Annotated in this window: 24 protein-coding genes; 15 read left to right on the forward strand and 9 right to left on the reverse strand. The window is 67.7% G+C overall.

Going from position 1 to position 24,273, the window contains the following annotated elements; all coding sequences use genetic code 11:
• Window positions 1–7: 7 nt before the first annotated feature.
• Window positions 8–1,177, reverse strand: coding sequence for a hypothetical protein (locus tag RIB98_08775; GenBank protein MEQ8841062.1), 1,170 nt, complete (start codon window positions 1,175–1,177; stop codon window positions 8–10).
• A complete protein-coding gene (locus tag RIB98_08780; protein MEQ8841063.1) occupies window positions 1,174–1,623 on the reverse strand; it encodes a zinc ribbon domain-containing protein in 450 nt (149 codons plus the stop codon). Before RIB98_08780 ends, RIB98_08775 begins: the two co-directional genes overlap by 4 nt.
• Before the next feature lie 20 nt (window positions 1,624–1,643).
• Between RIB98_08780 and RIB98_08785 the strand changes: the two genes are divergently transcribed.
• Genes RIB98_08785 through hisC form a run of 3 tightly spaced genes read left to right on the forward strand, consistent with a single transcriptional unit; the run spans window position 1,644 to window position 5,483 of the window.
• Window positions 1,644–2,774, forward strand: coding sequence for a DUF1214 domain-containing protein (locus tag RIB98_08785; GenBank protein MEQ8841064.1), 1,131 nt, complete (start codon window positions 1,644–1,646; stop codon window positions 2,772–2,774).
• Window positions 2,775–2,800: 26 nt separating this feature from the next.
• Entirely contained in the window at window positions 2,801–4,405 is a 1,605-nt protein-coding gene (locus RIB98_08790) for a class I adenylate-forming enzyme family protein (GenBank protein ID MEQ8841065.1), read from the forward strand.
• A gap of 4 nt (window positions 4,406–4,409) precedes the next feature.
• Window positions 4,410–5,483, forward strand: a complete 1,074-nt coding sequence (hisC, locus tag RIB98_08795) for a histidinol-phosphate transaminase (protein MEQ8841066.1) — start codon at window positions 4,410–4,412, stop codon at window positions 5,481–5,483.
• 4 nt (window positions 5,484–5,487) lie between these two features.
• Here the strand turns inward: hisC and RIB98_08800 are convergent, their stop codons facing one another.
• The 4 genes from RIB98_08800 to ilvD form a co-directional block, all read right to left on the reverse strand.
• Window positions 5,488–6,519 carry an alkylhydroperoxidase-related (seleno)protein gene (locus RIB98_08800; protein ID MEQ8841067.1) on the reverse strand — a complete coding sequence of 344 codons (1,032 nt, stop codon included), beginning with the start codon at window positions 6,517–6,519 and terminating at the stop codon, window positions 5,488–5,490.
• A gap of 107 nt (window positions 6,520–6,626) precedes the next feature.
• Window positions 6,627–7,445: a fumarylacetoacetate hydrolase family protein gene (locus tag RIB98_08805; protein MEQ8841068.1), complete on the reverse strand. Its 819-nt coding sequence runs from the start codon at window positions 7,443–7,445 to the stop codon at window positions 6,627–6,629.
• 9 nt (window positions 7,446–7,454) lie between these two features.
• Window positions 7,455–8,753 (reverse strand): LemA family protein, encoded by a 1,299-nt coding sequence (locus RIB98_08810; GenBank protein MEQ8841069.1) that lies wholly within the window; start codon window positions 8,751–8,753, stop codon window positions 7,455–7,457.
• 21 nt (window positions 8,754–8,774) lie between these two features.
• The gene (gene ilvD, locus RIB98_08815; GenBank protein MEQ8841070.1) at window positions 8,775–10,628 is read right to left on the reverse strand and encodes a dihydroxy-acid dehydratase; all 1,854 of its coding nucleotides are present in this window, start codon (window positions 10,626–10,628) and stop codon (window positions 8,775–8,777) included.
• A 69-nt stretch (window positions 10,629–10,697) separates the two neighbouring features.
• On the opposite strand from ilvD, the gene RIB98_08820 reads away from it, so the two are divergent.
• Window positions 10,698–11,162 (forward strand): hypothetical protein, encoded by a 465-nt coding sequence (locus tag RIB98_08820; GenBank protein MEQ8841071.1) that lies wholly within the window; start codon window positions 10,698–10,700, stop codon window positions 11,160–11,162.
• Between the two features lie 20 nt (window positions 11,163–11,182).
• Here the strand turns inward: RIB98_08820 and RIB98_08825 are convergent, their stop codons facing one another.
• On the reverse strand, window positions 11,183–11,665 hold the full coding sequence (locus RIB98_08825) for a septum formation family protein (protein MEQ8841072.1): 483 nt from the start codon (window positions 11,663–11,665) through the stop codon (window positions 11,183–11,185).
• Window positions 11,666–11,820: 155 nt separating this feature from the next.
• On the opposite strand from RIB98_08825, the gene RIB98_08830 reads away from it, so the two are divergent.
• The 3 genes from RIB98_08830 to RIB98_08840 all read left to right on the forward strand — a co-directional run bounded on the left by RIB98_08830 (window position 11,821) and on the right by RIB98_08840 (window position 14,450).
• Entirely contained in the window at window positions 11,821–12,933 is a 1,113-nt protein-coding gene (locus RIB98_08830) for a hypothetical protein (GenBank protein MEQ8841073.1), read from the forward strand.
• A gap of 9 nt (window positions 12,934–12,942) precedes the next feature.
• On the forward strand, window positions 12,943–13,971 hold the full coding sequence (ligD, locus tag RIB98_08835; protein MEQ8841074.1) for a non-homologous end-joining DNA ligase: 1,029 nt from the start codon (window positions 12,943–12,945) through the stop codon (window positions 13,969–13,971).
• Window positions 13,972–14,045: 74 nt separating this feature from the next.
• On the forward strand, window positions 14,046–14,450 hold the full coding sequence (locus RIB98_08840) for a hypothetical protein (GenBank protein MEQ8841075.1): 405 nt from the start codon (window positions 14,046–14,048) through the stop codon (window positions 14,448–14,450).
• Here RIB98_08840 and RIB98_08845 read toward each other — a convergent pair whose 3' ends face one another.
• Window positions 14,451–15,173 (reverse strand): LuxR C-terminal-related transcriptional regulator, encoded by a 723-nt coding sequence (locus tag RIB98_08845; protein MEQ8841076.1) that lies wholly within the window; start codon window positions 15,171–15,173, stop codon window positions 14,451–14,453.
• Window positions 15,166–16,659 carry a sensor histidine kinase gene (locus RIB98_08850; protein ID MEQ8841077.1) on the reverse strand — a complete coding sequence of 498 codons (1,494 nt, stop codon included), beginning with the start codon at window positions 16,657–16,659 and terminating at the stop codon, window positions 15,166–15,168. Before RIB98_08850 ends, RIB98_08845 begins: the two co-directional genes overlap by 8 nt.
• A 203-nt stretch (window positions 16,660–16,862) precedes the next feature.
• On the opposite strand from RIB98_08850, the gene RIB98_08855 reads away from it, so the two are divergent.
• The 8 genes from RIB98_08855 to RIB98_08890 all read left to right on the forward strand — a co-directional run bounded on the left by RIB98_08855 (window position 16,863) and on the right by RIB98_08890 (window position 24,270).
• Entirely contained in the window at window positions 16,863–17,039 is a 177-nt protein-coding gene (locus RIB98_08855; protein MEQ8841078.1) for a Flp family type IVb pilin, read from the forward strand.
• A 134-nt stretch (window positions 17,040–17,173) separates the two neighbouring features.
• Window positions 17,174–17,338, forward strand: coding sequence for a Flp family type IVb pilin (locus tag RIB98_08860; protein MEQ8841079.1), 165 nt, complete (start codon window positions 17,174–17,176; stop codon window positions 17,336–17,338).
• Window positions 17,335–17,721 (forward strand): pilus assembly protein, encoded by a 387-nt coding sequence (locus tag RIB98_08865; protein MEQ8841080.1) that lies wholly within the window; start codon window positions 17,335–17,337, stop codon window positions 17,719–17,721. The genes RIB98_08860 and RIB98_08865 overlap by 4 nt, the downstream gene beginning before the upstream one ends.
• Before the next feature lie 8 nt (window positions 17,722–17,729).
• Window positions 17,730–18,746, forward strand: coding sequence for a pilus assembly protein TadG-related protein (locus RIB98_08870; GenBank protein MEQ8841081.1), 1,017 nt, complete (start codon window positions 17,730–17,732; stop codon window positions 18,744–18,746).
• 64 nt (window positions 18,747–18,810) lie between these two features.
• Window positions 18,811–19,743, forward strand: coding sequence for a hypothetical protein (locus RIB98_08875; GenBank protein MEQ8841082.1), 933 nt, complete (start codon window positions 18,811–18,813; stop codon window positions 19,741–19,743).
• Window positions 19,740–20,915, forward strand: a complete 1,176-nt coding sequence (locus RIB98_08880; GenBank protein ID MEQ8841083.1) for a P-loop NTPase — start codon at window positions 19,740–19,742, stop codon at window positions 20,913–20,915. Before RIB98_08875 ends, RIB98_08880 begins: the two co-directional genes overlap by 4 nt.
• Window positions 20,912–22,333 carry a CpaF family protein gene (locus RIB98_08885; GenBank protein ID MEQ8841084.1) on the forward strand — a complete coding sequence of 474 codons (1,422 nt, stop codon included), beginning with the start codon at window positions 20,912–20,914 and terminating at the stop codon, window positions 22,331–22,333. The genes RIB98_08880 and RIB98_08885 overlap by 4 nt, the downstream gene beginning before the upstream one ends.
• A gap of 116 nt (window positions 22,334–22,449) precedes the next feature.
• On the forward strand, window positions 22,450–24,270 hold the full coding sequence (locus tag RIB98_08890) for a type II secretion system F family protein (protein ID MEQ8841085.1): 1,821 nt from the start codon (window positions 22,450–22,452) through the stop codon (window positions 24,268–24,270).
• Window positions 24,271–24,273: the final 3 nt, after the last annotated feature.

Raw genomic sequence — 24,273 nt, forward strand, 5'->3', positions numbered from 1 at the left:
GAGGGGATCAGGCCCGTCGCAGGACGGCGCCCTGGGGGTTGAAGAAGAAGCCGCCAGGGGTCACGAGGGCGGCCTGCGCCCCCTCGACCTGGCGGGGTCCGGCCGTGCCGCGGAGCTGATGTACAGCCTCGCGCACATGGCCGGTGCCGCGCGTGGCGCCCTCGGAGAGCGATCCGCCGTGGGTGTTGACGGGGATGCGGCCGTCGATCTCGATGCGCTGGGCGTCGTCGTTCCAGTGTTCGCGAAGGAACGATTCGGCGCCACCGGGCGGGCAGAATCCGCAGTTCTCGAACCAGGCCAGGGTGATGATCGTGAAGCCCTCGTAGGGATAGAAGAGGTCGATGTCGTCGATCCAGAGGTCGCTGTGTCGCCGCAGCTGTTCGACCACGACGTGCTGGCCAGTGCGGTGCAGGCCAACGAGCTGGTCCTCGTCGTTCTTGCCGACGATGCCCGAGGTCGCCGCATGGATCAGGACGGGGTGATGAGGGAGCGCGCGAGCCCGTTCCGCAGTGGTGAGCACGAACGCGTCGGCTCCGTCGACCGGCAGGTCCATGTCGTAGATGTTGAGCGGATCGCGGATCATCCGGGCCGCGTCATAGGCCCCGAAGGAGAGCGGCGTGGCGATCGCGGCGAGCGGGTTGTGAGCCGCGTTGGTGCGCGAGTTGATCGCGATCCGGGCGAACGGGTCCTTCGACGCGCCGTACTCGTGGATGTAGCGACTCGCCCAGGCGGCGTAGGCCGCGGCCTTGCCGGCATCTTCGGGAATGGGCAGGATCGAACTGCGGGTGCCTCGTCGCCACGGGTCGTCGGCCGCTCGTCGGGAGTTCCACGGCCCCATCACCACCGGCGTCACCACGAGGACGTGGTCGGCGGCGCCGGTGAACACCGCCCGAGCCGCGTCCAGCAGCGAGAACATGGCGACCGGCGTCGGTTTGGTGTGGTGGGTCGCCTCGGTGATGCCGAGGGCAGCAGCGATGACCTCGGGCCCGTCGGCCCCGGGCTCGCTGGTGGCCACCACGCCATCGATGTCGGCGGCGGTGAGGCCGGCGTCGCGGATCGCCTCCGTGGCGGCGGCGAGGGCCATGGCGAGCGGTGACCGGTCTCCGTCGCGGGTGAACCCGGTCGAGCCGAGTCCGACGATGGCCACCTGATCCTTCATCGGGTTGCGGGTCGTCATGCCGACCTCGTGCGGAACACCGGCATCGGCGTGCCGTCCCGGTCGATCCATTCGAGCTCCACCGGGGCACCGATCTCCAGATCGTCGTCGGGGAAGTCGGCCGTGACCGTGGAGGTGAACCGCAGGGCGGGTTGCTCCTCGAGTTCGACCGTCACCACCGGATGACCGTCGCGATAGTCGACTCCCTCGGCGGGCGGGCCCTGGTGGAGTTCCATGAGCAGATGGATGGTGCCTCGACCCGACACCTCCTCGGGTGTCATGTTCCACGACCAGCAATCCGGACACATCGGTCGGCTCGGGTGCTGCCAGCGCCCGCAGTCGCCGCAGCGTGACATGAGGAGTCGGCGCTCCAGCCGGCCCCGGAAGTGCGCCGCGTTGTCGCGGTTGATGCCGTGGCCGCCGAAGCGGTCGATCAGTTGCTGGTCGTCTTCGCGGTTCTCGGGCACCGCGTGACAGTATTCGCCGCATGCCGGACAATCCCATTCCACAAGCCGCCGCCGCCCTCGATGACCTGATCGCCGCCCTCACCGAGATCCGCGACGGCTATGTCCTCGACGCCGCCCGGTGGATCGAACCGCTCGAGCAGGTCGAGTCGATCCGCTACGTGGGTCAGATGCTCGCAGCGATGTCGGCGCTGTACTGGGAAGCGCAGCCTGAGCATCCCCGGTTCGTGTCGATCGTGGATCCCGGGCGCAAGCTCCAGGGCGACAACCCCGACGCGATCTACCACTACGCACGCATCGACGGCAGCCGGAAGTACCGGGTGACCGGACACATCACCGACGAGTGCTACACGTCGTTCACGTTGCACGGCCGGGCCGACGACGGTGGCATGGCCGGTCCGTTGCTCGGCGACATCAACGATCGGGCCCTCACCGTCGACGCCGAGGGCCGCTACTCCCTCACGATCAGTGCCGATCAGGCCGACGCCGACGGCGGGGATTGGATCGAGCTCGATCCCGGCACGATCGCCGTCATCGTTCGTGGCTACTTCCAGCTGCCGGTCTCCGCCCAGAATGACAGCGAGGTGCACGTCGACATCGACATCGAGTGCCTCGATGTCGACACACCGCCGCCATCGCTCACCGACGGTTTCCTGGCCGAACGGATGAACGAGGGTCTCGCCTTCCTGCGCCAGGTCACGACCAGGCAGGGTCGCTTCGGCGAGAGCGGCGTCGGGGTGCCCTTCGCCTCCACCGAGCCCAACGTGCTCCCGAAGCCGTTCAGCTTCCGCGATTCGGGACTTCCCGTTCCCGGCGCGGCCGACATCCACTACGCGATGTGTCGGTGGGACCTCGGTCCGGACGAAGCGCTCGTGATGCGGGGCACGATCCCCCCGGGCGTGTTCGTCAACGTCATGTTGTGGAACGCGCACATGCAGACGCTCGAGTACCGCGGTCGACAGAGCTCGCTCAACGGTGTGCAGATCCAGCTGGAGGACGACGGCACCTTCGAGATCTGGGTGTCGGCCAAGGACCCCGGTCACCCCAACTGGCTCGACACCGACGCGCATCGCCGCGGCACGGTCTTCTGGCGGTTTCTGCTGCCCGACGAGGACCCGGAACAGCCGACCAGTGAGGTCGTCACCCTCGGGTGATCAGCGTGATCGAGGAGGAGAACGCAATGGACAAGGCCGTAATGGACAAGGCTGCGATCGTACGGTTCCAGATGGTGGAGCAGGACCTGCCCCACCTGATCGACCAGTGGGTCGACGCGCAACCCGACACCCCGTTGCTCGTGTGGGAACCCCGGGACGGGCACACCCGGACCTGGACGTATCGCGAGTTCCGTGACGACACGCTGCGCATCGCCGCCGGTCTGGTGGCCCGAGGGGTGTCGCTCGGCGACCGGGTGCTGATCCACGCCGACAACTGTCCCGAGATGGTGCTGGCCTGGTATGCGTGCGCCCGCATCGGCGCGGTGGGGGTCACCACCAACACTCGCTCGGTGGCCAACGAGGTCGCCTACTTCGCCTCGCACACGAAGGCGGTCGGCGCGATCACCCAGCCGCAGTACGCGGCACTCGTGAAGGATGCGGCGCCGCAACTCGGCTGGCTGGTGGTGACCGACGACGACTGCGGTGAGCCGGCGAGCGCCGAGGTGCCCGACGGGTTCGACGCGTGGGAGTCGCTCTTCGGCGACGCCTCGTCGGTGCCCGAGCGGCCGGCCGACCCGATGCTGCCGGTGGGGGTGATGTTCACCTCCGGCACCACATCGCTCCCCAAGGCCGTGGTGCACACCCACGCCAACGCCATCTGGACCAGCCGCGTCGGACCCCGCAACATCGACCTCCGCCCGGGCGACACCTACCTCATCTATCTGCCGTTCTTCCACGTCAACGCCCAGACCTGGTCGTTGTGGAGCGTGCTCGGCGTCGGCGGCACGATCGTCCTGCAGCCGAAGTTCTCGGCCAGCCGGTTCTGGGAGGTCGTCGAGCGTCATTCGGTCACCCACATCTCGCTGATCCCGTTCGTGTTCAAGGCCATCGGCGGGCAGGCGGTGCCCGAGCACACGATTCGCGTCGGCGTGTTCGGACTGGTCATGCCGGCGCTCGAGAAGATGCTGAACCTGCGGATCCTGCCCGCCTACGGCATGACCGAGACCGTGATCCACGCCATCCACGCACCCCTGCATCACCCGTTCCCCGACCGCACGATGGGCTGGCCGACGCCGGGCTACGAAGCGCTCGTGGTCGACCCCGACAGCGGCGAGATGTGTGGTCCCGAACAGACCGGCGAACTCTGGTTGCGTGGCACCCGTGGCATCCAGCTGTTCCTCGAGTACCTCGACAACCCCGAGGCCAATGCCAAGGCATTCACCGACGACGGCTGGTTCCGCACCGGCGACATGGTGATGGTCGACGGCAACGGGCAGTTCTTCTACCAGGAGCGCGACAAGGACCTGCTAAAGGTCGGTGGCGAGAACGTGTCGGCCAAACAGGTGGAGGACACCTGTCGGGCCGTCGGTGGCATCGCCGACATCGCCGTGGTCGGGCGCAGCCACGAGATGCTCGACCAGGTGGCGGTGGCGTTCGTCATCAGGGGCCCCGATGCCCCCGAGGACGAGGCCGCGCACGGCGCGGCCATCATCGAGCACTGTGCCGCCCAGCTCGCCGACTTCAAGGTGCCGCGGGCCGTGCACTTCGTCGACGACTTCCCCCGGGCCACCCTCGACAAGGTGGCCAAGAACAAGCTGCGCGACCTGGCCGAGTCGCTCGCCCAGGACTGACGTCGTGACCCCACGTCCGAGACCCGCAGTCGACGCGCTTCCCGCGTACCGGCCCGGAAAGGCCGCGGCCGAGGCCGAGGCGGAACACGGGATCACGAACGCCATCAAGCTCGCGTCCAACGAGACCCCGTGGGCGCCGGTGCCGTCGGTCGCGGCCGCCATCGAAGCGGCGGCGAAGGGCGTCAACCGCTACGCCGACCATCGGGCGACCGAACTCCGGGTTGCGCTGGCCCGATCGCTGCGGGTGGATCCGGCCGCGGTGACCGTCGGGTGTGGTTCGGTCGGCCTCCTCCAGCAGATCTGCCTCACCTACGTCGATCCCGGCGACGAGGTGGTGTATCCGTGGCGCTCGTTCGAGGTCTATCCCGTCTACACCCAGCTCGCCGGGGGAGTGGCCGTGACCGTTCCCCTGGTGGACCACGCGTTCGACCTCGATGCGGTGGCGGCGGCCGTGAACGAGCGGACCCGGCTCGTCTTTCTCGCTTCGCCCAACAATCCGACCGGCACCGCCGTCACCACCACCCAGCTCGAGGAGTTCCTCGATGCGGTTCCGTCGTCGGTACTCGTGGTCATCGACGAGGCCTATCGCGAGTTCAACGACCCGGCGGTGGGCGACCCGGTGCACGAGGTGCTGCCGCGCCACGACAACGCCGTGGTGCTGCGGACCTTCTCGAAGGCCCACGGACTCGCGGGTCTGCGGGTCGGCTACATGATCGCCGACCCCGAGGTGGTCGTGGCCGTGGACAAGACCCTCGTCCCCTTCGCGGTGAACGCATTGGCCCAGGCCGCCGCCATCGCCGCGATCGACGCATCGGCCGAGATCGTCGAACGAGTGGCACTGGTCGAGCGCGAACGCAGCCGCGTCGTGGAAGCCCTACGAGCGGCCGGGCACGAGTTCCCCGATCCCACCGCGAACTTCGTCTGGTTGCCCTTCGGCGAGAGAACCGACGACATCCACCTCGGTCTCGAGCGTATGGGTGTGGTGACGCGCCCGTTCCCGGGCGAAGGCATCCGGGTGACGATCGGGACCACGGAGGAGAACGACCGCTTCGTCGCTGCCCTCGCCGACGTGGTCTGAGCGCCTAGCGCGCCACCGACCGGCCGCGCCCGGCGGCGAGGTGATCGGGAATGGTGATGCCCATCTCGGCGGCGAGCGGCGCCAAGCGCGGATCGATGGGCGCGCCCACGGCATCGAGAACCCGGCTCACCATCGAGAAGTTGCCGGCGATCATCGCGACGCGGTCGGTGGACGCCGATCCGAGGGCCTCTTCGAGCGTCGCGCGGGCACCGTCGATCTCCTCCTCGTCGCGGAGCACGACCGCGTCGACGAACGCAGTTATGGCGGCGCCGTGATGGATCCCCGTGTCGCCCACACCCCTGACGATCGGGCCCGGTACGAGGGTTGCCTTGCCGATCGAGGCGCCGGCGCGGAGCATCGCGGTGTGCTCGAGCAGCCCGTGTGCGCAGCGACAGAGCGCGGCGGTGCGCGCCGCGACGAGCTCCATCTGGGCACGGGTGAGGCCGTTGCGTTCGACCCGGGGTTCGGCCATTTCGTCGATCGTGAGGTAGAGCGATCGCTGGAGGTCGAACATCGCCTCGGCCTCGGCCGGCACCGCACTCAACGACGAGACGGCGTCGGTTGGTCCGACGGTCGGTGCCCAGCCCGTGGTGAGCGCCGCTCCTTCGCCTCGCTGACGGGTCGGCTCGCCGGCCTCGGGTTCGGGAAGGAGTGGCGCCTTCTGGTCGAGACCGAACGCGGTCACGTCGAGGCCGACCACGCGACTGACGATGCCGACGACCTCGACGTAGGGGAAACCGGCGAGGCCCTCGTGTTCCCACCGGGCGACGTCGATGCCGCGCACGGTTGAGGCATCGACCGCCAGTCGACGAGTGGCTTCCTCGACCGGCCCGGGCAGCACTCCCGAGAGTGGTTCACCGCCGGCGGCCCGCCGGGCGTCGGCGGCGATGGCGAGCCGCTCCCCGGCCGTCCACCAGGTGCCCGGTCGGGCGAGTCGAGTCCATTCGCGGTCGACCAGCATCTCGAACACCACCAGTGGCGGCGGTCCTTCGACTTCCAGCGGCGGATTGCGTCGCTCTTCGACGGGAGAGGCCACCGGGATCGTCCGGGGTTCGACGACGGGCTCAGCGACCGTTGCGCGCTTCCTTCGCCTGAAGAGACCCATTCGAACATTCTCGCAGCTGGCGACCACTTCCTCGGGTTTCACCCCGGTCGGCAGGTGTTGACGCATTCGCCGAGGCCGTCGATCGTCGTGCGCAGAACGGACCCGTCGCGCAGCCATTCCGGCGGGGTACGGGCCGCACCCACGCCGCCGGGGGTGCCGGTGGCGATCACGTCGCCCGGCTCGAGCGTGAGGATCGTGCTGAGGTCCGAGACGATGTCGATGGCGTTGAACACGAGTTCGCTGGTGTTGCTGGACTGCTTCACCACACCGTCGACCTCGGTGGAGATCGCGAGCCCCGAACCGTCGCCGATCTCGTCGGTGGTGACGAGATCGGGGCCGAGGGGAGTCATGCCCTCGAAGGTCTTCCCGGCCAGGAACTGGGTGGTGCGACGCTGATAGTCGCGCACCGACACGTCGTTGAGTACCGTGAAGCCGGCGATCGCGGCCATCGCCTCGCGGGCCGATCCGTGCCGCAACTCACGGCCGATCACGATGGTGAGTTCACCCTCCCAGTCGATGTGCGTCGACACGTCGGGGGAGGGGAGGATGATGTCGTCCCGGGCTCCGATGAGGGCCTGGCGGAACTTCGCGAAGTAGGTCGGCGCCGTCGGGACGTCGCGACCCATCTCGGCGATGTGATCGCGATAGTTGACGCCGACGCAGACGATCTTGCCCGGGTGGGTGACGAGCGGCGCGAGCGCGAAGTCGGCCGCCGGTCGGGCCATGTCGTCGCCCGCGGCGATGCCCCCGTCGCGGAGGTACTCGCCCACGTCGCTCGCATCGAGGAGCTCCAGCTCGTCGCCCTCGACCCGGGCGGCGCGGGTGCCGGTGTCGGTTCGGACGGTCGTCAGTCGCATCCGGTGAGGCTAACCCTGCGGCTGATCGCCGAAGTCGTACGAGACCTGGGGAACGGTGCGCTCGAAACCGTCGGCGCCGAACAGCGCGAAGTTCCGCGGGTCGGCGAAGCGGGCGATGAACACCCCGGGGAACGTGCCCCGCTTGTTGCGCAACAACGTGACCGTCTCGTTGTAGAAGGCGCGGGTGCCGGCGATGCGGTTCTCCGTGTCGGCCAGCTCTTGTTGAAGTCGGTGCACCGTGGTGTCGGCGCGGAGCTCGGGATGGTCCTCGATCACCACCAGCAGTTTCTGGATGGCATCGGTCTGCTCGCGGACCTCGGCGTCGGCCCGCTCGACCGTGGCCGCGTCGGGCACATCGCCCACCACCGAGGACCGGGCAACCGCCACGGTCTCCTGGGTGTGGCGTTCGTGCGCCATCGTTTCCCGTGCCACGGTCGCCAGGGCGGGAATGAGGTCGCGGCGGCGAGCGAGCTGCACGTCGATGAGACTCCAGGCCCGCGCCGCCCGCTGGACGAACGACTGGAGCTGATTGAACACCGTGAGCGACACGGCGGACAGGAGCAGCAGCGCGAGCGCGCCGATGGTCAACGGCAGTGCGATCGGGTCGTCGATGCCGCCGGCGCCCCAGATGGCGAGGGCGACGCCGCCGGCGAGGAAGATCGGCACCGCGATGCCGGCCCGGCGGGTGTGCGATTCCTCCGGTCGGGTCGAGATCACGAACGGCCGTCCGTGATCGATCCGGGGCACCGCTGCGTCGCCGGGCATCGAGGCATCGCCGACCACGAACAGGGCGTCACCGATGGCGATCGCCGTCTCGGTGTGGCGGTAGCGGCCGGTGCGGTCGTCGAGGCTGACGAGGCGAGCGAGAAACCCCTTCTTCTCCCCGTCGCGGAAGGTCTCGTTGGCCAGCGTGCGGGGCGAGATCGACGCGTCGGCGAACACGACCTCGATGGCGCCGGAGTCGTCGACGACGTGCACGCTCGGGTGGGCGCCCGACTTCGTGTCGATCTCGTGCCACTCCGTGTAGGTCTCGGTGCGGGTGCTGGTGCGCCCCTCACTGTCGGTGTCGGTGACGGTGCGCGTGTGTTGCCGCTCCTCCTCGAGCCGATAGGTCCACCAGACCGACGGCGTGTTCGTGAGGTGGCTCGAGAGGGGGGTCTCGTGCCAGGCCCGACCCTTCACTTCGTTGCGGCCGGCGTAGACGGCGGCCGCTGGTGTGGTGCCGAGATCGGCGTAGACGCGGCGGCGGCGGTCGAACGACCAGGCTGCGACGAACGCCAGGGGTGCGACGAACAGCGGCCAGATCATCTCGAGGCGACGTGATTTCGCTCAGCGTTTGAGCTGGCTGACGTCGCGCACCGCGCCGCGATCGGCCGAGGTGGTCATCGCGGCGTAGGCCTGGAGCGCCGCGGAGACGACACGGTCACGGCCGACCGGCTGCCATCCGTCGGCGCCCTTGGCATCCATGGCGAAGCGGCGGGCGGCCAGTTCGTCATCGCTGATGCGCAGGTTGATCGAGCGGTTCGGGATGTCGATGTCGATCATGTCGCCGTCCTCGATGAGGCCGATGGCACCACCCTCGGCCGCTTCGGGCGAGGCGTGCCCGATGGCGAGCCCCGAGGTGCCGCCCGAGAAGCGGCCGTCGGTGAGGAGCGCGCATTCCTTCCCGAGACCACGGCTCTTGATGTAGGACGTGGGGTAGAGCATCTCCTGCATGCCGGGACCGCCACGGGGACCCTCGTAGCGCACGATGACGACGTCGCCGGGCTGGAGGACCGACTCGTCGAGGATGCCCTCGCAGGCGGCGTCCTGGCTCTCGAACACGCGGGCCGGCCCGGAGAACACGTGGATCGACTCGTCGACGCCGGCCGTCTTCACGATGCAGCCCTTTTCGGCGATGTTGCCGAAGAGCACCGCGAGTCCGCCCTCGGCGCTGTAGGGCTTGGCGACGGTGCGGATGCAGCCCTCGTCGCGATCGGTGTCGAGGGTGGGCCACCGCTCGGCCTGACTGAACGCGACCTGGGTGGGGATGCCGGCGGGTCCGGCCCGGAAGAACTCGGTCACCTCGGCGCTCGGGTCGCGCATGACGTCCCACTGGTCGAGGGCAGCAGCCAGGGACTCGCTGTGCACGGTCGGGAGGCTGGTGTCGAGCAGCCCGCCGCGATCGAGTTCACCGAGGATGCCCATGATGCCGCCGGCCCGGTGCACGTCCTCGACGTGGTACTTCTCGGTGCTCGGGGCGACCTTGCAGATGTTGGGTGAATTGCGGCTGAGGCGATCGATGTCGGCCATCGTGAAATCGACCCCGCCCTCCTGGGCGGCGGCGAGGATGTGGAGCACGGTGTTGGTCGAGCCACCCATGGCGATGTCGAGAACCATCGCGTTCTCGAAGGCCGCCTTCGTGCAGATCGAGCGGGGCAGGACCGTGTCGTCGTCCTTTTCGTAGTAGCGGCGGGCGATGTCGACGATGCGGCGGCCGGCTTCGAGGAACAGCTGTTCGCGATCGGCGTGGGTGGCGAGGGTGGTGCCGTTGCCCGGCAACGACAGGCCGAGCGCTTCGGTGAGACAGTTCATCGAGTTGGCGGTGAACATGCCCGAGCAGGAGCCACACGTGGGGCAGGCCGACCGTTCCATCTGGAGCAGGTCCTCGTCGCTCACCGAGCTGTCGCCGGCCGCGATCATCGGGTTGATGAGATCGAGCTTGACGCTCACGCCCGCGAGCTTGGTCTTGCCGGCCTCCATCGGGCCGCCGCTCACGAAGATCGTGGGGATGTTGAGCCGCATCGCGGCGTTGAGCATGCCGGGCGTGATCTTGTCGCAGTTGGAGATGCAGACGAGAGCATCGGCGCAGTGCGCGTTGACCATGTACTCGACCGAATCGGCGATGAGGTCGCGGCTCGGAAGGCTGTAGAGCATGCCGCCGTGGCCCATCGCGATGCCGTCGTCGACGGCGATGGTGTTGAATTCCTTGGCCACTCCGCCGGCCGCTTCGATCTCGCGGGCGACGAGCTGACCCAGGTCCTTCAGGTGCACGTGACCGGGCACGAACTGGGTGAACGAGTTCGAGATGGCGATGATCGGCTTGTCGAAGTCGTCGTCGCCCATGCCGGTGGCTCGCCAGAGAGCGCGGGCGCCGGCCATGTTGCGGCCGTGGGTGGTGGTGCGGGAGCGATACTCGGGCATGCATCGAGCCTACGGCTGGCGTCGGCGCTCGGCCCAGTTTTCTCGGGAGGGCTGGTCTATCCTCGCCGAATGCTGCTCGCTGCCTACCAAGACACGCCCTACAACATCATGCTGTTCGTGCACATCCTCACGATGTTCGCCGCGTTCGCGCCGATGTTCGTCCATCCGTTCATCGATCGCGAGACCCAGGGCAATCCGTCGGTGCGTCAGGCGATCTTCGCCGGCATCGCCACGCGTTCGATGCGGATCCACAGCACGATGTTGATCATCGGCGGTCTCCTCGGATTCGGTCTGGCGGGGATGTCGAAGGTGGGCGACGAGCTCCTCTACTCGGTGAGCGACGGCTGGCTCTGGCCCGCCGCGGTCCTCTGGTTCGCAATGGTCGGTGTGCTCCACGCCATGGTCATCCCGGGCGAGAAGGCCATCGCGTCAGGGGACGACACCGTCGGCAGGAAAGCAGAGATCGGCGGCATGCTGATCACACTCATGTTCCTCGTCACGCTCTACCTGATGGTCTTCAAGCCCGGGGCCTGAACCCGTTCCCTTCGGTACCGCTATTCCCGATTCATGACCGGACCGGGAAAGCCGGTCGCCGACTGGGCGTAGCAGAGGAGCTTGCGGTCGCCGTCGTCCCACGCGTCCTGGGCCGGGTAGAAGTGGCCCTCGAGCGTGTCGTCGGGGACGTTGTCGAGGTTGAGAAGGGTCGGGTCGATGGCATCGAAACACGCGTCGGTGGCCGGGGTGTCGCTGAGCGCGAACGGGTCGAGGCCGGGCCACGCGGCGCCGGCGGGCAGGGACGTGACCACCAGGATCTCCACCTCGTGGAGGCCGTCGCAGGACTGGTCCTTCACGTCGCGGATGTCGTCGGTGCCGGTGGGCGCCTCGAAGCAGTCGCCGGCTTGGAGGTCGTCGGCGTTGGTCTTGCCGCGACCGGCGAACCATCCGATGAGCAGCAGCACCACGATCACGCCACCACCGATCAGCAGCTTCTTCGGAACGCGCTGGAGCAGCGACGGCGACTCGGTCGGCGCAGGCACCGAGACGGCGCCCTCGGCACCGAGCGCGACCCGCGGCGGTGCCGGAGGGGGCGTGGCGCCCGGGGCGGGCGGCACCGGCGGTGCGGGCGGGGGCGGGGGAGCAGCGGACTCACCTGGCAGCGGATCGCGCTCGGCGTTCGTCCTAGGCTGGCCGGGTGCAGGCACCTCTCCGGCTTCTCCGTGCCGCTCGGATGGGTGCCCCGCCGGGCCTGCTGCTGGCGGCCGCCGTCTCGACAGCGGTCTTCGTGGCCACGCCGATTTCGTTGTCGTCCATCGCGGAACGGTTCGATGTCGGTTCGGGCACCGCGGGCATCTTCTCGGCCGCCCAGCTCGGCATGTTCGTGCTGGCGTCGTGGTCGGCCGGCCGGTTCATGGTGGCGAGTGCACGGGGATTCCGCCTTGCGCTGGTCGTCCTGTCGGCAGCGAACCTGGCCAGCGTCGTGACCGACACGTTCCCCGTGTTCGTCGTGGTCCGCGGCTTCTCCGGGATGGCGCTGGGTGTGCTGACCTGGCTCGCCTGGTCGCAGGTCTTCGGCGACGAGGACCGACAGGGCGACATCGCCGTGGTCGGCCCGTTGGCCGGGATCGTCGCCTCACCCCTCTTCGGCCTGCTCCTGGAAGCGGGCGACGATCGCTGGGTCTTCGGCGTCCTCGCCGTCGCCGCGCTGGTGCCGTTGGCGTTCACCCCCGACTTCGCTGATGCTGCGGCTGCGCCGGAGAAGGCGGCCCGTTCGGTTGCCGTACCGCAGGCCACTGCGCTGATCGCCTCGTTGACGCTGCTGACCCTGGGAGGGTCGGCGGTGTTCATCTACAGCGGGGTGATCCTCATCGACGAGGTGGGTATGAGCCCCGGAGTGTTGTCGTTGATCTACGCGGCCAACGCATTGGCGAGCGTGCCGTCGTCGCGCTGGCGGGGGCGGCGGCCTCGGGCCGGGCTCTGGCTGGTGGTGACCGCCGCGTGTGCGCTCGCGCTGCCGATCATCACTCAGGCCTGGATGGCGTGGCTCGTGTTGACGGTCTGGGGCTTTGCGTTCTGGGCCGGGGTGCCCGGCATCTTCACCTTGCTGGCCGAGCGCTCGGCCCATCCTGCGGAACGGGCCGGCGACGCCCAGGCGGCGATGGCGGCGGGTCGTGCCGTCGGCCCGCTGTTGGGGGGCGCACTCGTGTCGGGATGGTCCTACCTGGGACTCGGCGTGGTCGGCGGCGTGCTGATGGCCGGTGGTGGCGCGGTGAGCCTGGCGGTCGAGCGACGCCAGACCAACCGGTAGCGTCTCGCCATGGCCACCGATCCCGTGCTGTTCGATGTGGACGGCGTCGAATCGCGGGTCACCAGCCCCGACAAGGTGTTCTTCTCGAAGCGGGGCGAGACCAAGCTCGATCTCGTCGAGTACTACCTCGCCGTGGCGGAGCCGTTCATGCGGGCGGTCGGCGGGCGGCCACTGCTGCTCGAGCGCTACCCCGACGGGGCGAGCGGGAAGAGCTTCTTCCAGAAGCGGGTGCCCAAGGGCGCACCGGACTGGCTGCGGACCACGTTGGTCAGCACCCCCAACGGCACCACGTCGAACGCGCTGATCGCTCACGACATGGCCCACATCGTGTGGGCCGTGAACATGGGGTGTCTCGGCTTCCACGTGTGGCCGTATCGCGCCGACGACGCGGTCCATGCCGACGAACTCCGCATCGACCTCGACCCCCAACCCGGCACTGACTTCGACGATGTGCGGGCCGCCGCCCTCGAGGTGAAAGCTGCCCTCGACGAGCTGGGCATCCTCGCATGGCCGAAGACCAGCGGCTCGAAGGGCATCCACATCTACGTGCGGCTCGAGCCGAGGTGGGACAGCTACCAGGTGCGCTATGCCGCGGTCGCCCTGGCCCGTGATTTGCAGCGCCGCCGTCCCGACCTGCTCACCTGCCAATGGTGGAAGGAGGAGCGCGGGGAACGCGTCTTCGTCGACTTCAACCAGAACGCCCCGCACAAGACCGTGTTCGGCGCGTGGTCGGCTCGGCCGCGTGTCGGCGCCCAGGTGTCGACCCCGATCACCTGGGACGAGGTGAGCGACGTCCGGCCCGAGGAGTTGACGATCGCCACGGTGCCCGCTCGGGTGGCCGAGCGTGGCGATGCGTGGGCCGGGATCGACGACGACCTCCAGTCGATCGACGCGCTGCTGGAATGGCACGAGCGCGACTGGGCGAACGGGCTGATGGACGCGCCCTGGCCGCCCGTCTACCCGAAGCAGCCCAACGAGCCGCCCCGGGTGAGTCCGAGCCGGGCCAAGAAGGACCCCGACGCCGACCAGGAGGGCTGACCGCTCACATCGCTCCATGGCAGGCCGATGGAGTCGATGACGACTAGGTTGGAGGCACTGTGGAGTTTCCCGGGATGCTCGGAATCGCGTTGTACCGGCTGCGCATGTTGATGCGGCTGCTCCCCATCGCGTCCCTCGGGCCCCTGCTCGGGATCATGGCGGCCGACATGGCGGTCGACATCATGCGGGGGAGCTATGGGTCGGTCATCATCGAGCTGGCGATCGCGCCGCCGATGGCGATGACGGTTGTCTTCACCGCGCAGCGTGATCACGCCGGACTGAGTGGTCCCCTGCTCTTCATCCTCGGCATCGTCAGTGGCTTCGGTGCCATGGTCCTGCTCACCCGGGGCTTCGCCATCGGATCGGGCGGCGTCGTGATCATGGGATTGCGACACCTGGCAGTGTGCGCCTATGCCTGGGCGGCGATCGCCACAGAACCGGCGCCGCGGAATCCCCGTCCGGCATTCGCTCACATCTGACTATCGCTGCGGGCGGGGTCGAACCCCTGCGTTGGCGGCGACCGCCACTGCCTCGATCTGGCTGTGGACTCCGAGCTTTCTGAGCACCGCACGGACGTGTGACCGGACAGTGGAGACCGCGACGGTGCGCACCTCGGCCATCTCCTGGACCGACTGTCCCGCCACGAGACCCTCCAGCGTCGATCGTTCGCTGGAGGTGAGGGACGACAAGGCGTCGACCTCGCTGTCCTCCGCTCGCCGGTGGGAGTCGAGAAGGGCGCGAAGCTCCTCGCGCTGGCGAGCGCCCATGGGGTCGCGTCCGTGCAGGAGGTCCTCGATCTGATGGGTGACGTGGTCGAACGAATCGATCTTCGTGATCACCGCGCAGGCGCCGGCATCGAGGAACTCGGCATGACGAAGTCGCTCGACGACACCGGTGATGATCGCAACGTCGATCTCGGGAGCTTCGACACGCATGCGAAGAAGGATCTGCATGCCCGCGTCTTCGTCGTCGCCGAAAACGGCGTCGAGAAGGAGCAGGTCGGGCTGGGTCTCGATCGCTCGCTCGGCCAGCCGTCGATCGGTCGCATCGATGGTCAGGGCCTCGTGACCGCGTTCGACCAGGTGACCCACCAACATTTGTGCCAGGAGCCGATGATCGTCGAGCACCATCACCTTCGCTCGGGGCGCCACGGATCGGCGGATCACGTCACGGCCGGCGGCATACGGCGAGGGCTCAGCCATGCGATCGCAGCGGGATCGCCAGCGGTGTCGCGAGATGTTCCTCGTCGACAGTGGGTGGTACTTCGGGCGGATGAGTGCGCAGCGTGAGTTCAAAGGCAGCGCGCCGCACCGTGGACGCGCGAAGGCTGCCACCGATTCGTTCCGCGGCGCTGCGGGCCGCCGACAGCCCGAGACCGGAGTGGTTTCGGGGATCGGTGGTCACGCCGCGGTCGAAGATCGACTCGTGGAGGGCCAGAGGAACACCTGGCCCTTCGTCAGCCACCACGATCATTCCCCGGTCGCCGACCCGGCACATTTCGACCGTGATCGAACCCTCGCCGTGGGCAATCGCGTTGTCGATCAGTGTCCGGACGATCTCGACCACCTCATCGGGCGAACCCCAGACCTCGACGCCACTCGGGTCGACGACGCTCACTGCCGGACCCAGGCTCCGGATGCAGGTGATCATCGGCTCGAGTGTGGTATGGAGATCGAAGATCCGGTGCTCGGCGAGTTCGTCGGTGAGGGTGCGCTGGAGTCGCGATGCCTCGGTGGCGACGGCCGCGGCGAGGTCGCCCGAGGGATTCTGCTGGAGGCGCCGCGCCGCCGCCTCGATGGCCAGCAGGGCGCCCCGCTGGTCGTGTGCGAGTTGGGCGTGCCGCGAGGACTGGGTGTGGAGGCGAGTCAGCGCGAGGGCCTCGGATAGGCGGATGGTCTCGACCCGCGCCTCACGATAGGCGAGTGCCTCGAACACGGAGACGGTGGATGCTGCAAGTGCACAGATCGCAGCGACGATCGACACACAAGCAGCGCCCACGGTCAATTGGACGTCGCCGCTGGACAACAGGAGCAGGCCCCCGAAACCGAACGAGAGTGCGCACATTCCCATTGCGGCCACCTCGCCCTCGGTGTTGCGCTGCCCCCGGATGAAGTCGAAGCCCCCGATGGCGACGACCGCGGTCGCCAGCGCGAGGGTCGCGGCATCGGCCTGCCAGACGTTGTCGGCGCGACCGTCGAGCTCGAGAATGACGGAGAAGATCGCGAGCCCGGCCGCAGCGTCACGAACGACCCGTGCCGGCAGCGACAGATGATAGAGGTTCAGCCCTCGGAGGAGAACGACGGCGGCGACGGCGGTGGTGCGGACAAGCGTGGCAGCCCAGGGGAGCGACGCGAACGAGCTGTCGAGAATGGGGTGACCGATCATCAGCACGACGATCGCGGCACCGAACCAAGCCGGCCGAGCGCTTCGGCGGATTGCCGCGGCGATGGCGAGTACGAGCGCGGCCCCGAGCACGGCGGCGACGATCGCCACGAGCATCTCTCCGTGAAGGTCGCCGATGTGGGCCTTCGGATCGGGGTAGCCGAATGCGACAGGGAGGAGGACGGCGAGCACGGTCGCGCCGAGGCCATAGGTCCACCGCTGTTCCTGTTCGCGCCGCCAACGCGACCGGTGGAGATGCCTGCCGGCACCCTCCACGGGGTCAATCGCCACTTCGTCCTCCCGCATGTCCTGATTATTCGCCCGGACTTCACGAAGTGTGGTCGAAATACTCACTCGCCGTCAACAAAACTTTCCCCTGTATTGACCACCTCAGCGCGCAGGTTCCCCAATATTGAGGATGTTCCGTCGCCGAAAGACTGGTCCTGTGAGGCCACCTGATCCACGACGTGAACGGGAGGTCCACAATGATCGGGAATACGAAGATGACCATGGCACTGCGAGAGTTCGCTCGTATCGCAGCCGGCCGAATGAATGACGACCGCGGGGCCACCGCAGTCGAGTACGGAATGATCGTGGCGTTGATCGCTGCCTTCATCGTGGCCGTGGTCACGACCGTCGGCGTCGATGTGCAGGCGGCGTTCCAAACAGTGGCTGACGCGATCTAGAGGATTGCGTCGGCTAGGCCGGCGAGACATCGCCGGCAAGGCACGTGGCCCGGTCCTCTGGGCCGGGCCACCGCCCGTTTCCGTGAACCATCTCGAACCGAGATGGAGAAGGTTCCCGATGCAGGAGATCTCGAATGACGACGAACTTCCGATCACAGAGCAGCGAAACGACGACCGAGCGCGGCGCGACCGCCGTTGAGTACTCGATCCTGGTCGTGCTGATCGCGGCGCTCATCGTGCTGACGGTGGAAGCCGTCGGCGTCGACGTGGCCGGACTCTGGGCGAGCGTGAACTGGTGAGCGCCATCACCTCATCCACGCACGAACGCTCGCGAGGAGCGGCGCTCGTCGAGTTCGCGCTCGTCATGCCGATCCTGATCTTGTTGCTCTTCGGCATCATCGAGTTCGGTCGTGGCTACCACGTGAAGACCACGCTGGCCCACGCCGCCCGAGAGGCTGTCCGCATCGCGGCTCTCGATTCCGGCGATCCGGCACAGACCGCTCGCGACGCGGCCCCGAATCTCGACCCCGGGAGCATCACGGTCACCGTCATCCCGAACCCGTGCGTGCCCGGTGATCCGGTCTCCGTCACGCTCGACTACGACCACGACTACGACATCCCGCTGTTCGGCACCGGCACGTGGTCGTTCTCCGAGGACGGAGTCATGCGATGCGGAGGCTGAACCCGCGTTTGAGCGACGATCGTGGAGCCGTTGCGATCGTGATGGCGCTGTGTCTGGTGATCATCACCGTGATCGCGGCGTTGGTGATCGACGGCAGCAGGTTGTACCAGGAGCGCGCCGAACTACAGAACGGTGCCGACGCCGCGGCGTTGGCGATCGCCCGCGACTGTGTGGAGGGCGCCTGCGGTGCCGTGTATACGACTGCCGAGGCGTATGCCGATCCCAATGCCAACGACGGCGCCAGCCGGGTGCCCGGCGGGGGGATCACGTTTCCCGGCACGAACACTGTCCGCGTGTTGGTTTCGACCGACGACGCCGGCGCCAACATCGACGGTGATACGACCACCGTCGACTACACGTTCGCCCGGGTGGTGGGACTCGACGGCAAGGAGGTCAGCGCCGTCGCCGTGGCCAGTTGGGGCTCGGTCGGCAGCGGCTCGAGCATCCCGCTCACCGCCTCCCTGTGCGAGTTCAACACCGCCACCGCCAACGGGAGCAACTTTGCGTCCGGCCCGCCCTTCAGCGGTGCGCCTGTCGTCATCTCCTTCCACAGTGGCGGACCGCAGGACCCCACGTCGCCCTGCCCTGCCGGCCCCGCCGGCAAGGACATTCCCGGCGGATTCGGCTGGCTCGACATCGACAGCCCTTGCCAAGCCGTCATCGATGAGAACAACTTCGTCGGTGCCAATCCGGGCAACGGGAATCCTGGCAACGGTTCGATCGACTGCACACAGGCGGACTTCCTCGGCCCGGGGCTCTCCGGTCAGACCGTCCTGCTACCCATCTACAACGACGTCACCGGCACCGGCCAGCCGGCTTCTTACCGAATCGAAGGATTTGCCGCATTCCACATCACCGGCATCAGATTCCCCGGCGGTCCGTCCTGGCGTATCAACATGTCCACCGCCGAATGCAAGAACAACCAGTCCTGCATCAAGGGCTACTTCACCGAGTTCATCTTTCCCGGAGAGCTCGGCCCCGGCGAAAGCGATTTCGGCGCCAAGACGATCTGGTTGGTGAGCTGACCATGACCCGATTTCCGCCGTCGCCCGAGCCCATCTTCCAACTTCGAGATTGCAAGGAGTCAGCATGAACAAGCGTCTGATCGGGGTAGCGGTCGCGGCATTGCTCGCCGCCCTCGGAACGGTCGTCATCCTTCGCTACGTCAACGACGCCGACGAGCGGGCGCAAGCCGATGCCGAGCTCGTGGAGGTGTTCGTCGTCGAGGACGGTGTGTCGGCCGGTGCCGACGAGGCCGAACTTCGCAGCGCCATCGGCACGACCGAGGTGGCGGCGAGCACGGTTGTCGATGGTGTGCTCACCGACCTCCTCCAGCTCGATGGCAAGGTTGCCGCGGTCGATCTCGTGCCCGGTGAGCAGGTGTTGTTGAACCGTCTGATCGACGAAGCCTCGTACAACTCGGGTCGTTCTCGCCTCACGTCGGTGCCCGACGGTCTCCACGAGGTCACGGTGTCGCTCGAACCGCAACGACTGCTGGGCGGCCAGGTGGAGCCCGGCGACACCGTGGGTGTCCTGGCGACCTTCGACGAGGCGTCGATCAATGGCGTGTCGAGCGAGCAGATCCGCGTGCTGGAGACCAGCCCACCCGCCGAGTTCCTGGCCCAGATCGAGCTACTGAAGTCGATCGGACCTGATGTGAAGCTGGTCCCCGAAACCCACTTCCTGCTCCACAAGGTGCTGGTGACGAGGGTGCAGGTGGAACAGCTGCCGCAGGAGCAGCTCGACGCGGACGGAAACCCGATCGACACCGGGATCCTCACTCCGACGGGCAACCTGCTGGTCACGCTGGCCCTCGAGACCGAGGATGTGGAGCGGCTGGTCTTCACCGCCGAGTTCGGCACGATCTGGATGTCCTACCAGCCCGAATCGGCCGGAGGACCGGACGAAGCCCCGGGCGTGAATCGGGGCTCCGTGTTCGAGGATTCTCCGGAACCCGGTGGCGACGCCCCGAGCACCATCACCCTCCCGGCCGACGGCGAAACCGGCGGGGAGGAATCGTGAGCAGGATCTGTCTGGTCGGATCGACGTCCGAATTCGCCACCTTCGTGGAGGCCGCGTTTGCCGGCGGCGCGCCGATCACGATCACCCAGCTGGAACTGAGTGGCTTCGATCCCGAGACCGTGGCGGAGATCGTTTCGATCGACCCCGATCTGGTGGTGGTCGGCCCGGCCATCTCCGAGTCCGACGCCCTGAAGATCATCGGCGAGGTCGATGTCGCCGCGCCCCATCTGAGTTCGATACTGGTGGCAAACCCGACGGTCGAACTCTGGCCCCAGAGTCTCCACGCCGGCGCTCGTGACATCGTGGCACCGCTGTCCAATGGTGCCACGATCAGAGAGTGCTTCGAACGGGCGATCGAGGCCGGTCGCCGTCTGCGAGGAGCGGCGTCCGACGTGCCCTCCTCGCCGTCGGCGGGTCGGGTGTTTGCAGTGGTGTCCCCCAAGGGAGGTAGCGGCAAGACCACTGTCGCCGCGAACCTCGCCGCGACCGTTGCGCTCCAGCGACCCGACGATGTCGTGGTCGCCGATCTCGATGTGCAGTTCGGCGACATCGGCTATGCGTTTCGGCTCGAGCCCGAGTACTCGTTGCTCAACGCCGTCGCCCCCGGGGTCACCCCGACCGTCCTGAAGGGCTTCCTGACGCCCCACTCCTCGAAGGTTCTGGCGCTCGCCGCCCCGGAGCATCCGGAGGAGGCCGACGACATCAGCCCCGAGGCCGCCAAAGAGGTGGTGCAGACTCTCTCGCGGCTGTTCGGCGTGGTGATCGTCGACACCCCAGCGGGGCTGGACGAACGCACGCTCACGGTGCTCGACGTGGCGACCGACATCGTCCTCGTCACGGCGACCGACGTGCCGAGCGTGCGTGCTGCAGTGAAGGAGCTGGCGATTCTTCGACGACTCGGGCTGCTCGACAAGCGGCGACACCACATGGTTCTCAACCGGGCCGACGCCCGTGTGGGCCTCTCCGTGAACGACATCGAAGAGACGATCGGGTTGAAGGCGACCATGACGCTGCCATCGACGAGATCCATCCCCAGCGCGCTCAACCTGGGTGAGCCGGCGGTGCTCGCCGACCAGAGGAGCAATGTCGCCCGGTCGTTCCAGCGGTTCGCCGAGGACCTCGGCATCATGCCGGCAAGCGACAGCAATCGATCGTGGAGGTTCGGGCGATGACATTGAAGGACCGACTCGCGGCCGCGCCGCCCACGCCCTCCCCGGCGCCACAGGGAGCGTCGCTCGCTCCGCCACCTCCGCCATCGAGCCCGGGCACCGTCGCCGACACGCCCACCCCGGTCAGCGGTCCCGATCCCTTTGCCGCCATGCGGGCCAGCGTCCAGGACCTCTTGTTCGCCCAACTCGGCAGTCGGATCTTCGACCCGACGCTCGGCGCGGAGCAGATGAAGCTCCTGGTGGTCGAGCGGCTCGAGGAGCTCCTGGGTGAGACGTCGATCCCGCTCACCCCCGAGGAACGAGCGGAGCTCGTCGGTCAACTGACCGAGGACGTGCTCGGCTACGGGCCGATCCAGCAGTTCCTCGAGGACCCGAACGTCACCGAGGTGATGGTCAACTCCACCGACGAGATCTATGTCGAACGCAACGGTGTCGTTGAAGCTACCGGACGGCGGTTCCAGACTCACGAACACCTTCGGCGCGTAATCGATCGCATCGTGTCCGAGGTCGGACGCCGGATCGACGAATCGTCGCCGATGGTGGATGCCCGCCTACCCGATGGCTCCCGTGTGAACGCGATCGTCCCACCGCTGTCCGTCGACGGGGCGATGATGACGATCCGGAAGTTCTCGGTCGTTCCTTTCCGGACAGAGGATCTGATCGCCTTCCGCACGCTGAGTCCGCGCCTCGCTGCGTTTCTCGACTCGTGCGTACGGGGCCGGGCCAGTGTGCTGGTCAGCGGCGGTACCGGTTCGGGAAAGACGACGCTGCTGAATGTGCTCTCGGGATTCGTGCCGACCACCGAACGGCTGATCACCATCGAGGATGCTGTCGAGCTCCGACTTCGTCAGCGTCACGTGATCCGCCTCGAGAGCCGTCCGCCCAACATCGAGGGCAAGGGCGAGGTCACGATCCGCGACCTCGTTCGCAACGCCCTGCGTATGCGCCCGGATCGGATCATCGTCGGCGAGGTTCGCGGGCCCGAGGCCCTCGACATGCTCCAAGCCATGAACACGGGCCATGAAGGATCGCTGACCACTCTCCACGCCAATTCGCCTCGTGATGCGCTGGCCCGGTTGGAGACGATGATCCTGATGGCCGGAATGGAGTTGCCGCTGCACGCCATCCGGGAGCAGATCGCGTCGGCGGTCGATGTCATCGTCCACGTCAGCCGCATGGCCGACGGCTCACGGCGGGTGACCGAGGTGTCCGAGGTGTCGGGGATGGAGGGCCAGGTGATTCAGCTCAACGAGCTCTTCCTTCTCGATCCGCACGGTGAGCGGGACGAGGAGGGCCGACTTCTCGAGACTGCCCAACCCACCGGCTTGCGACCTTCGTTCGAGGCGAGCTTGAAGACGACCGCAACGATCACCGATTCGTACGTCGAACCTGCCGTCAACGGCAATGGGACAATGTCGTGAGACGGCACGTGGGTCGACTCGGCGCGACCGCTCTCGTGTTGGCGACTCTGTTCGGATCACCAGCGGGCGCGCAGAACTCTCCTGCAGATACAGAGCTCGGGAGCGGTGAGATCTCGGTGGTCGACTTCCCGACCGTGGAAGCGATCGTGTCGTTGCCCGCCGCAGCGGCCGAGGGCCTCGACCCCTCGGCCTTCACCGTCACCGAGGATGGCACCGTGGTCACCCCCAGTGTGACCTCACTTGCGGCCGGCGACCTGGACGTCGTCCTCGCCATCGACACCTCGGGAAGCATGGCCGGTGCGGCTATCGAGTCCGCTCGGCGAGCGGCTGCGGCTTTCGTCGGCGAATTGCCGGTCAACACCCGGTTCGCCGTCGTCGGCTTCGGTCCGGAACCACTCGTCGCGTCGTCGCTCACACAGGATCGCGCCGTCGTCGCTGCCGCGCTCGACGGTCTGCGGGCCGGCGGCGAGACCGCCCTCCACGACGGTGTGATCGCCGCCGCCGACCAGGTCGGTGGGAACGCCGAGGCGCGTACTGCACTCGTGGTTCTGAGCGATGGTGCCGACACCGTGAGCGCCGCTGCGCTCGACGATGCCGCCGCGCTGGCGTCGGCACGATTCGACGTCGTGCATGCCGTCTCGCTGACGACCGGCGAGCAGGACGTCGCGGCCCTCGCCCGACTCGTTTCGGGTGGCGGCGCGGTCGTCGAGGCGGAAGATCCGGTGGCGCTGGCAGCGGTGTACTCCGACGTCGCGTCGCGCATCGTCAATCAGTACACACTTCGCTGGGACTCGACGGTCGAGGATGACGCATCGGTCGTGATCCGCTTCGACCAAGGCGACCTCGCGCTGGTCGCCACCCGCCTGCTCGACCTGGACGACGACCTCGTTGCCTCGCTGGCCGCGCCCCCGGCCACCATCACGGCGCCCCCACCACCGGTCGTCACCGAGCCGATCGTGAGCGCTCCGGTGCCGGTGGATCCTGCAGATCCGGTCCCGTCGTGGTTCCTCTGGGTCGGAGTCGGTTCCGTTGCCGTCGCACTCTTCGTCGCCGGCGTCGTCGCCAGCGCGCCGAGGCAGCGCCAACGCAACCTGGCCGCGGAACTCCGTCAGCGGATCCCCGATGGCCATGAGTTGACCGGGATCGGTCGCCGGATCGTCGGCGGGGTGGAGCGCTTCCTGCGTCGCGATCCCGACCGGGAGATGGGGCTCGCGTTGCGGCTCGATCGAGCGGGAACGTCGATCAGCCCCGGTGAATTCGGTTCGATCGTGGTCATCGGTACGGCAATTCTCGCCCTTCTCGGACTTGGGCTGTTCGGCGTGTTGGGACTACTCATCGGTGGGGCTATCGGCGTTCTCGGCCCCTTGGGATGGGTCGATTCCCGAGGAACGCGTCGTAGCAAGCTGTTCACGGAGCAGCTCGACGCGACCCTGCAGCTCATCGCCGGAAGTCTGCGATCGGGATTCGGGGTGATGCAGGCGGTCAACACTGTGGCGGTCGAGACCGAATGGCCGACCAACGAGGAATTCACCCGTGTGCTCGGTGAAGTCCGCCTGGGTCGGGGATTCGTCGAAGCGATGGAGGCCAGCGCGCGGCGCATCGACACTCCTGACTACACGTGGACGGTCCAGGCCATGGCCATCAGCAACGAGGTCGGCGGCAACCTCGCCGAGGTGCTGGGCAATGTCAGTCAGACGATCCGCCAGCGAAACACGCTCCGGCGTCAGGTGGCGTCGCTGTCGGCGGAAGGTCGAGTTTCGGCTGTGATCCTGCTGGCCCTCCCGGTGGGGATGTTCGCCTGGATGTCGTTCTCGAATCCCGACTACGTCGGTCTCTTGACCGGTCGTCCGGGCGGGCGCATCGCCCTCGTGGCGGGGCTGGCCCTGATCGTCACCGGCGGGTTGTGGATGCGCAAGATCGTGAAGATCCAGTTCTAGGAG

It is taken from the genome of Acidimicrobiales bacterium (genome assembly GCA_040219515.1).
In the GTDB taxonomy this organism is placed as follows: Bacteria; Actinomycetota; Acidimicrobiia; order Acidimicrobiales; family Aldehydirespiratoraceae; genus JAJRXC01.

Excerpts from the sequence above, each read along its gene's own strand:
- RIB98_08775 (MEQ8841062.1), bottom strand. The coding sequence starts at position 1,177 with ATGACGACCCGCAACCCGATGAAGGATCAGGTGGCCATCGTCGGACTC.
- RIB98_08785 (MEQ8841064.1), top strand. The coding sequence starts at position 1,644 with ATGCCGGACAATCCCATTCCACAAGCCGCCGCCGCCCTCGATGACCTG.
- RIB98_08790 (MEQ8841065.1), top strand. The coding sequence starts at position 2,801 with ATGGACAAGGCCGTAATGGACAAGGCTGCGATCGTACGGTTCCAGATG.
- RIB98_08805 (MEQ8841068.1), bottom strand. The coding sequence starts at position 7,445 with ATGCGACTGACGACCGTCCGAACCGACACCGGCACCCGCGCCGCCCGG.
- RIB98_08810 (MEQ8841069.1), bottom strand. The coding sequence starts at position 8,753 with ATGATCTGGCCGCTGTTCGTCGCACCCCTGGCGTTCGTCGCAGCCTGG.
- ilvD (MEQ8841070.1), bottom strand. The coding sequence starts at position 10,628 with ATGCCCGAGTATCGCTCCCGCACCACCACCCACGGCCGCAACATGGCC.
- RIB98_08820 (MEQ8841071.1), top strand. The coding sequence starts at position 10,698 with ATGCTGCTCGCTGCCTACCAAGACACGCCCTACAACATCATGCTGTTC.
- ligD (MEQ8841074.1), top strand. The coding sequence starts at position 12,943 with ATGGCCACCGATCCCGTGCTGTTCGATGTGGACGGCGTCGAATCGCGG.
- RIB98_08840 (MEQ8841075.1), top strand. The coding sequence starts at position 14,046 with ATGCTCGGAATCGCGTTGTACCGGCTGCGCATGTTGATGCGGCTGCTC.
- RIB98_08845 (MEQ8841076.1), bottom strand. The coding sequence starts at position 15,173 with ATGGCTGAGCCCTCGCCGTATGCCGCCGGCCGTGACGTGATCCGCCGA.
- RIB98_08850 (MEQ8841077.1), bottom strand. The coding sequence starts at position 16,659 with ATGCGGGAGGACGAAGTGGCGATTGACCCCGTGGAGGGTGCCGGCAGG.
- RIB98_08855 (MEQ8841078.1), top strand. The coding sequence starts at position 16,863 with ATGGCACTGCGAGAGTTCGCTCGTATCGCAGCCGGCCGAATGAATGAC.
- RIB98_08860 (MEQ8841079.1), top strand. The coding sequence starts at position 17,174 with ATGACGACGAACTTCCGATCACAGAGCAGCGAAACGACGACCGAGCGC.
- RIB98_08875 (MEQ8841082.1), top strand. The coding sequence starts at position 18,811 with ATGAACAAGCGTCTGATCGGGGTAGCGGTCGCGGCATTGCTCGCCGCC.
- RIB98_08885 (MEQ8841084.1), top strand. The coding sequence starts at position 20,912 with ATGACATTGAAGGACCGACTCGCGGCCGCGCCGCCCACGCCCTCCCCG.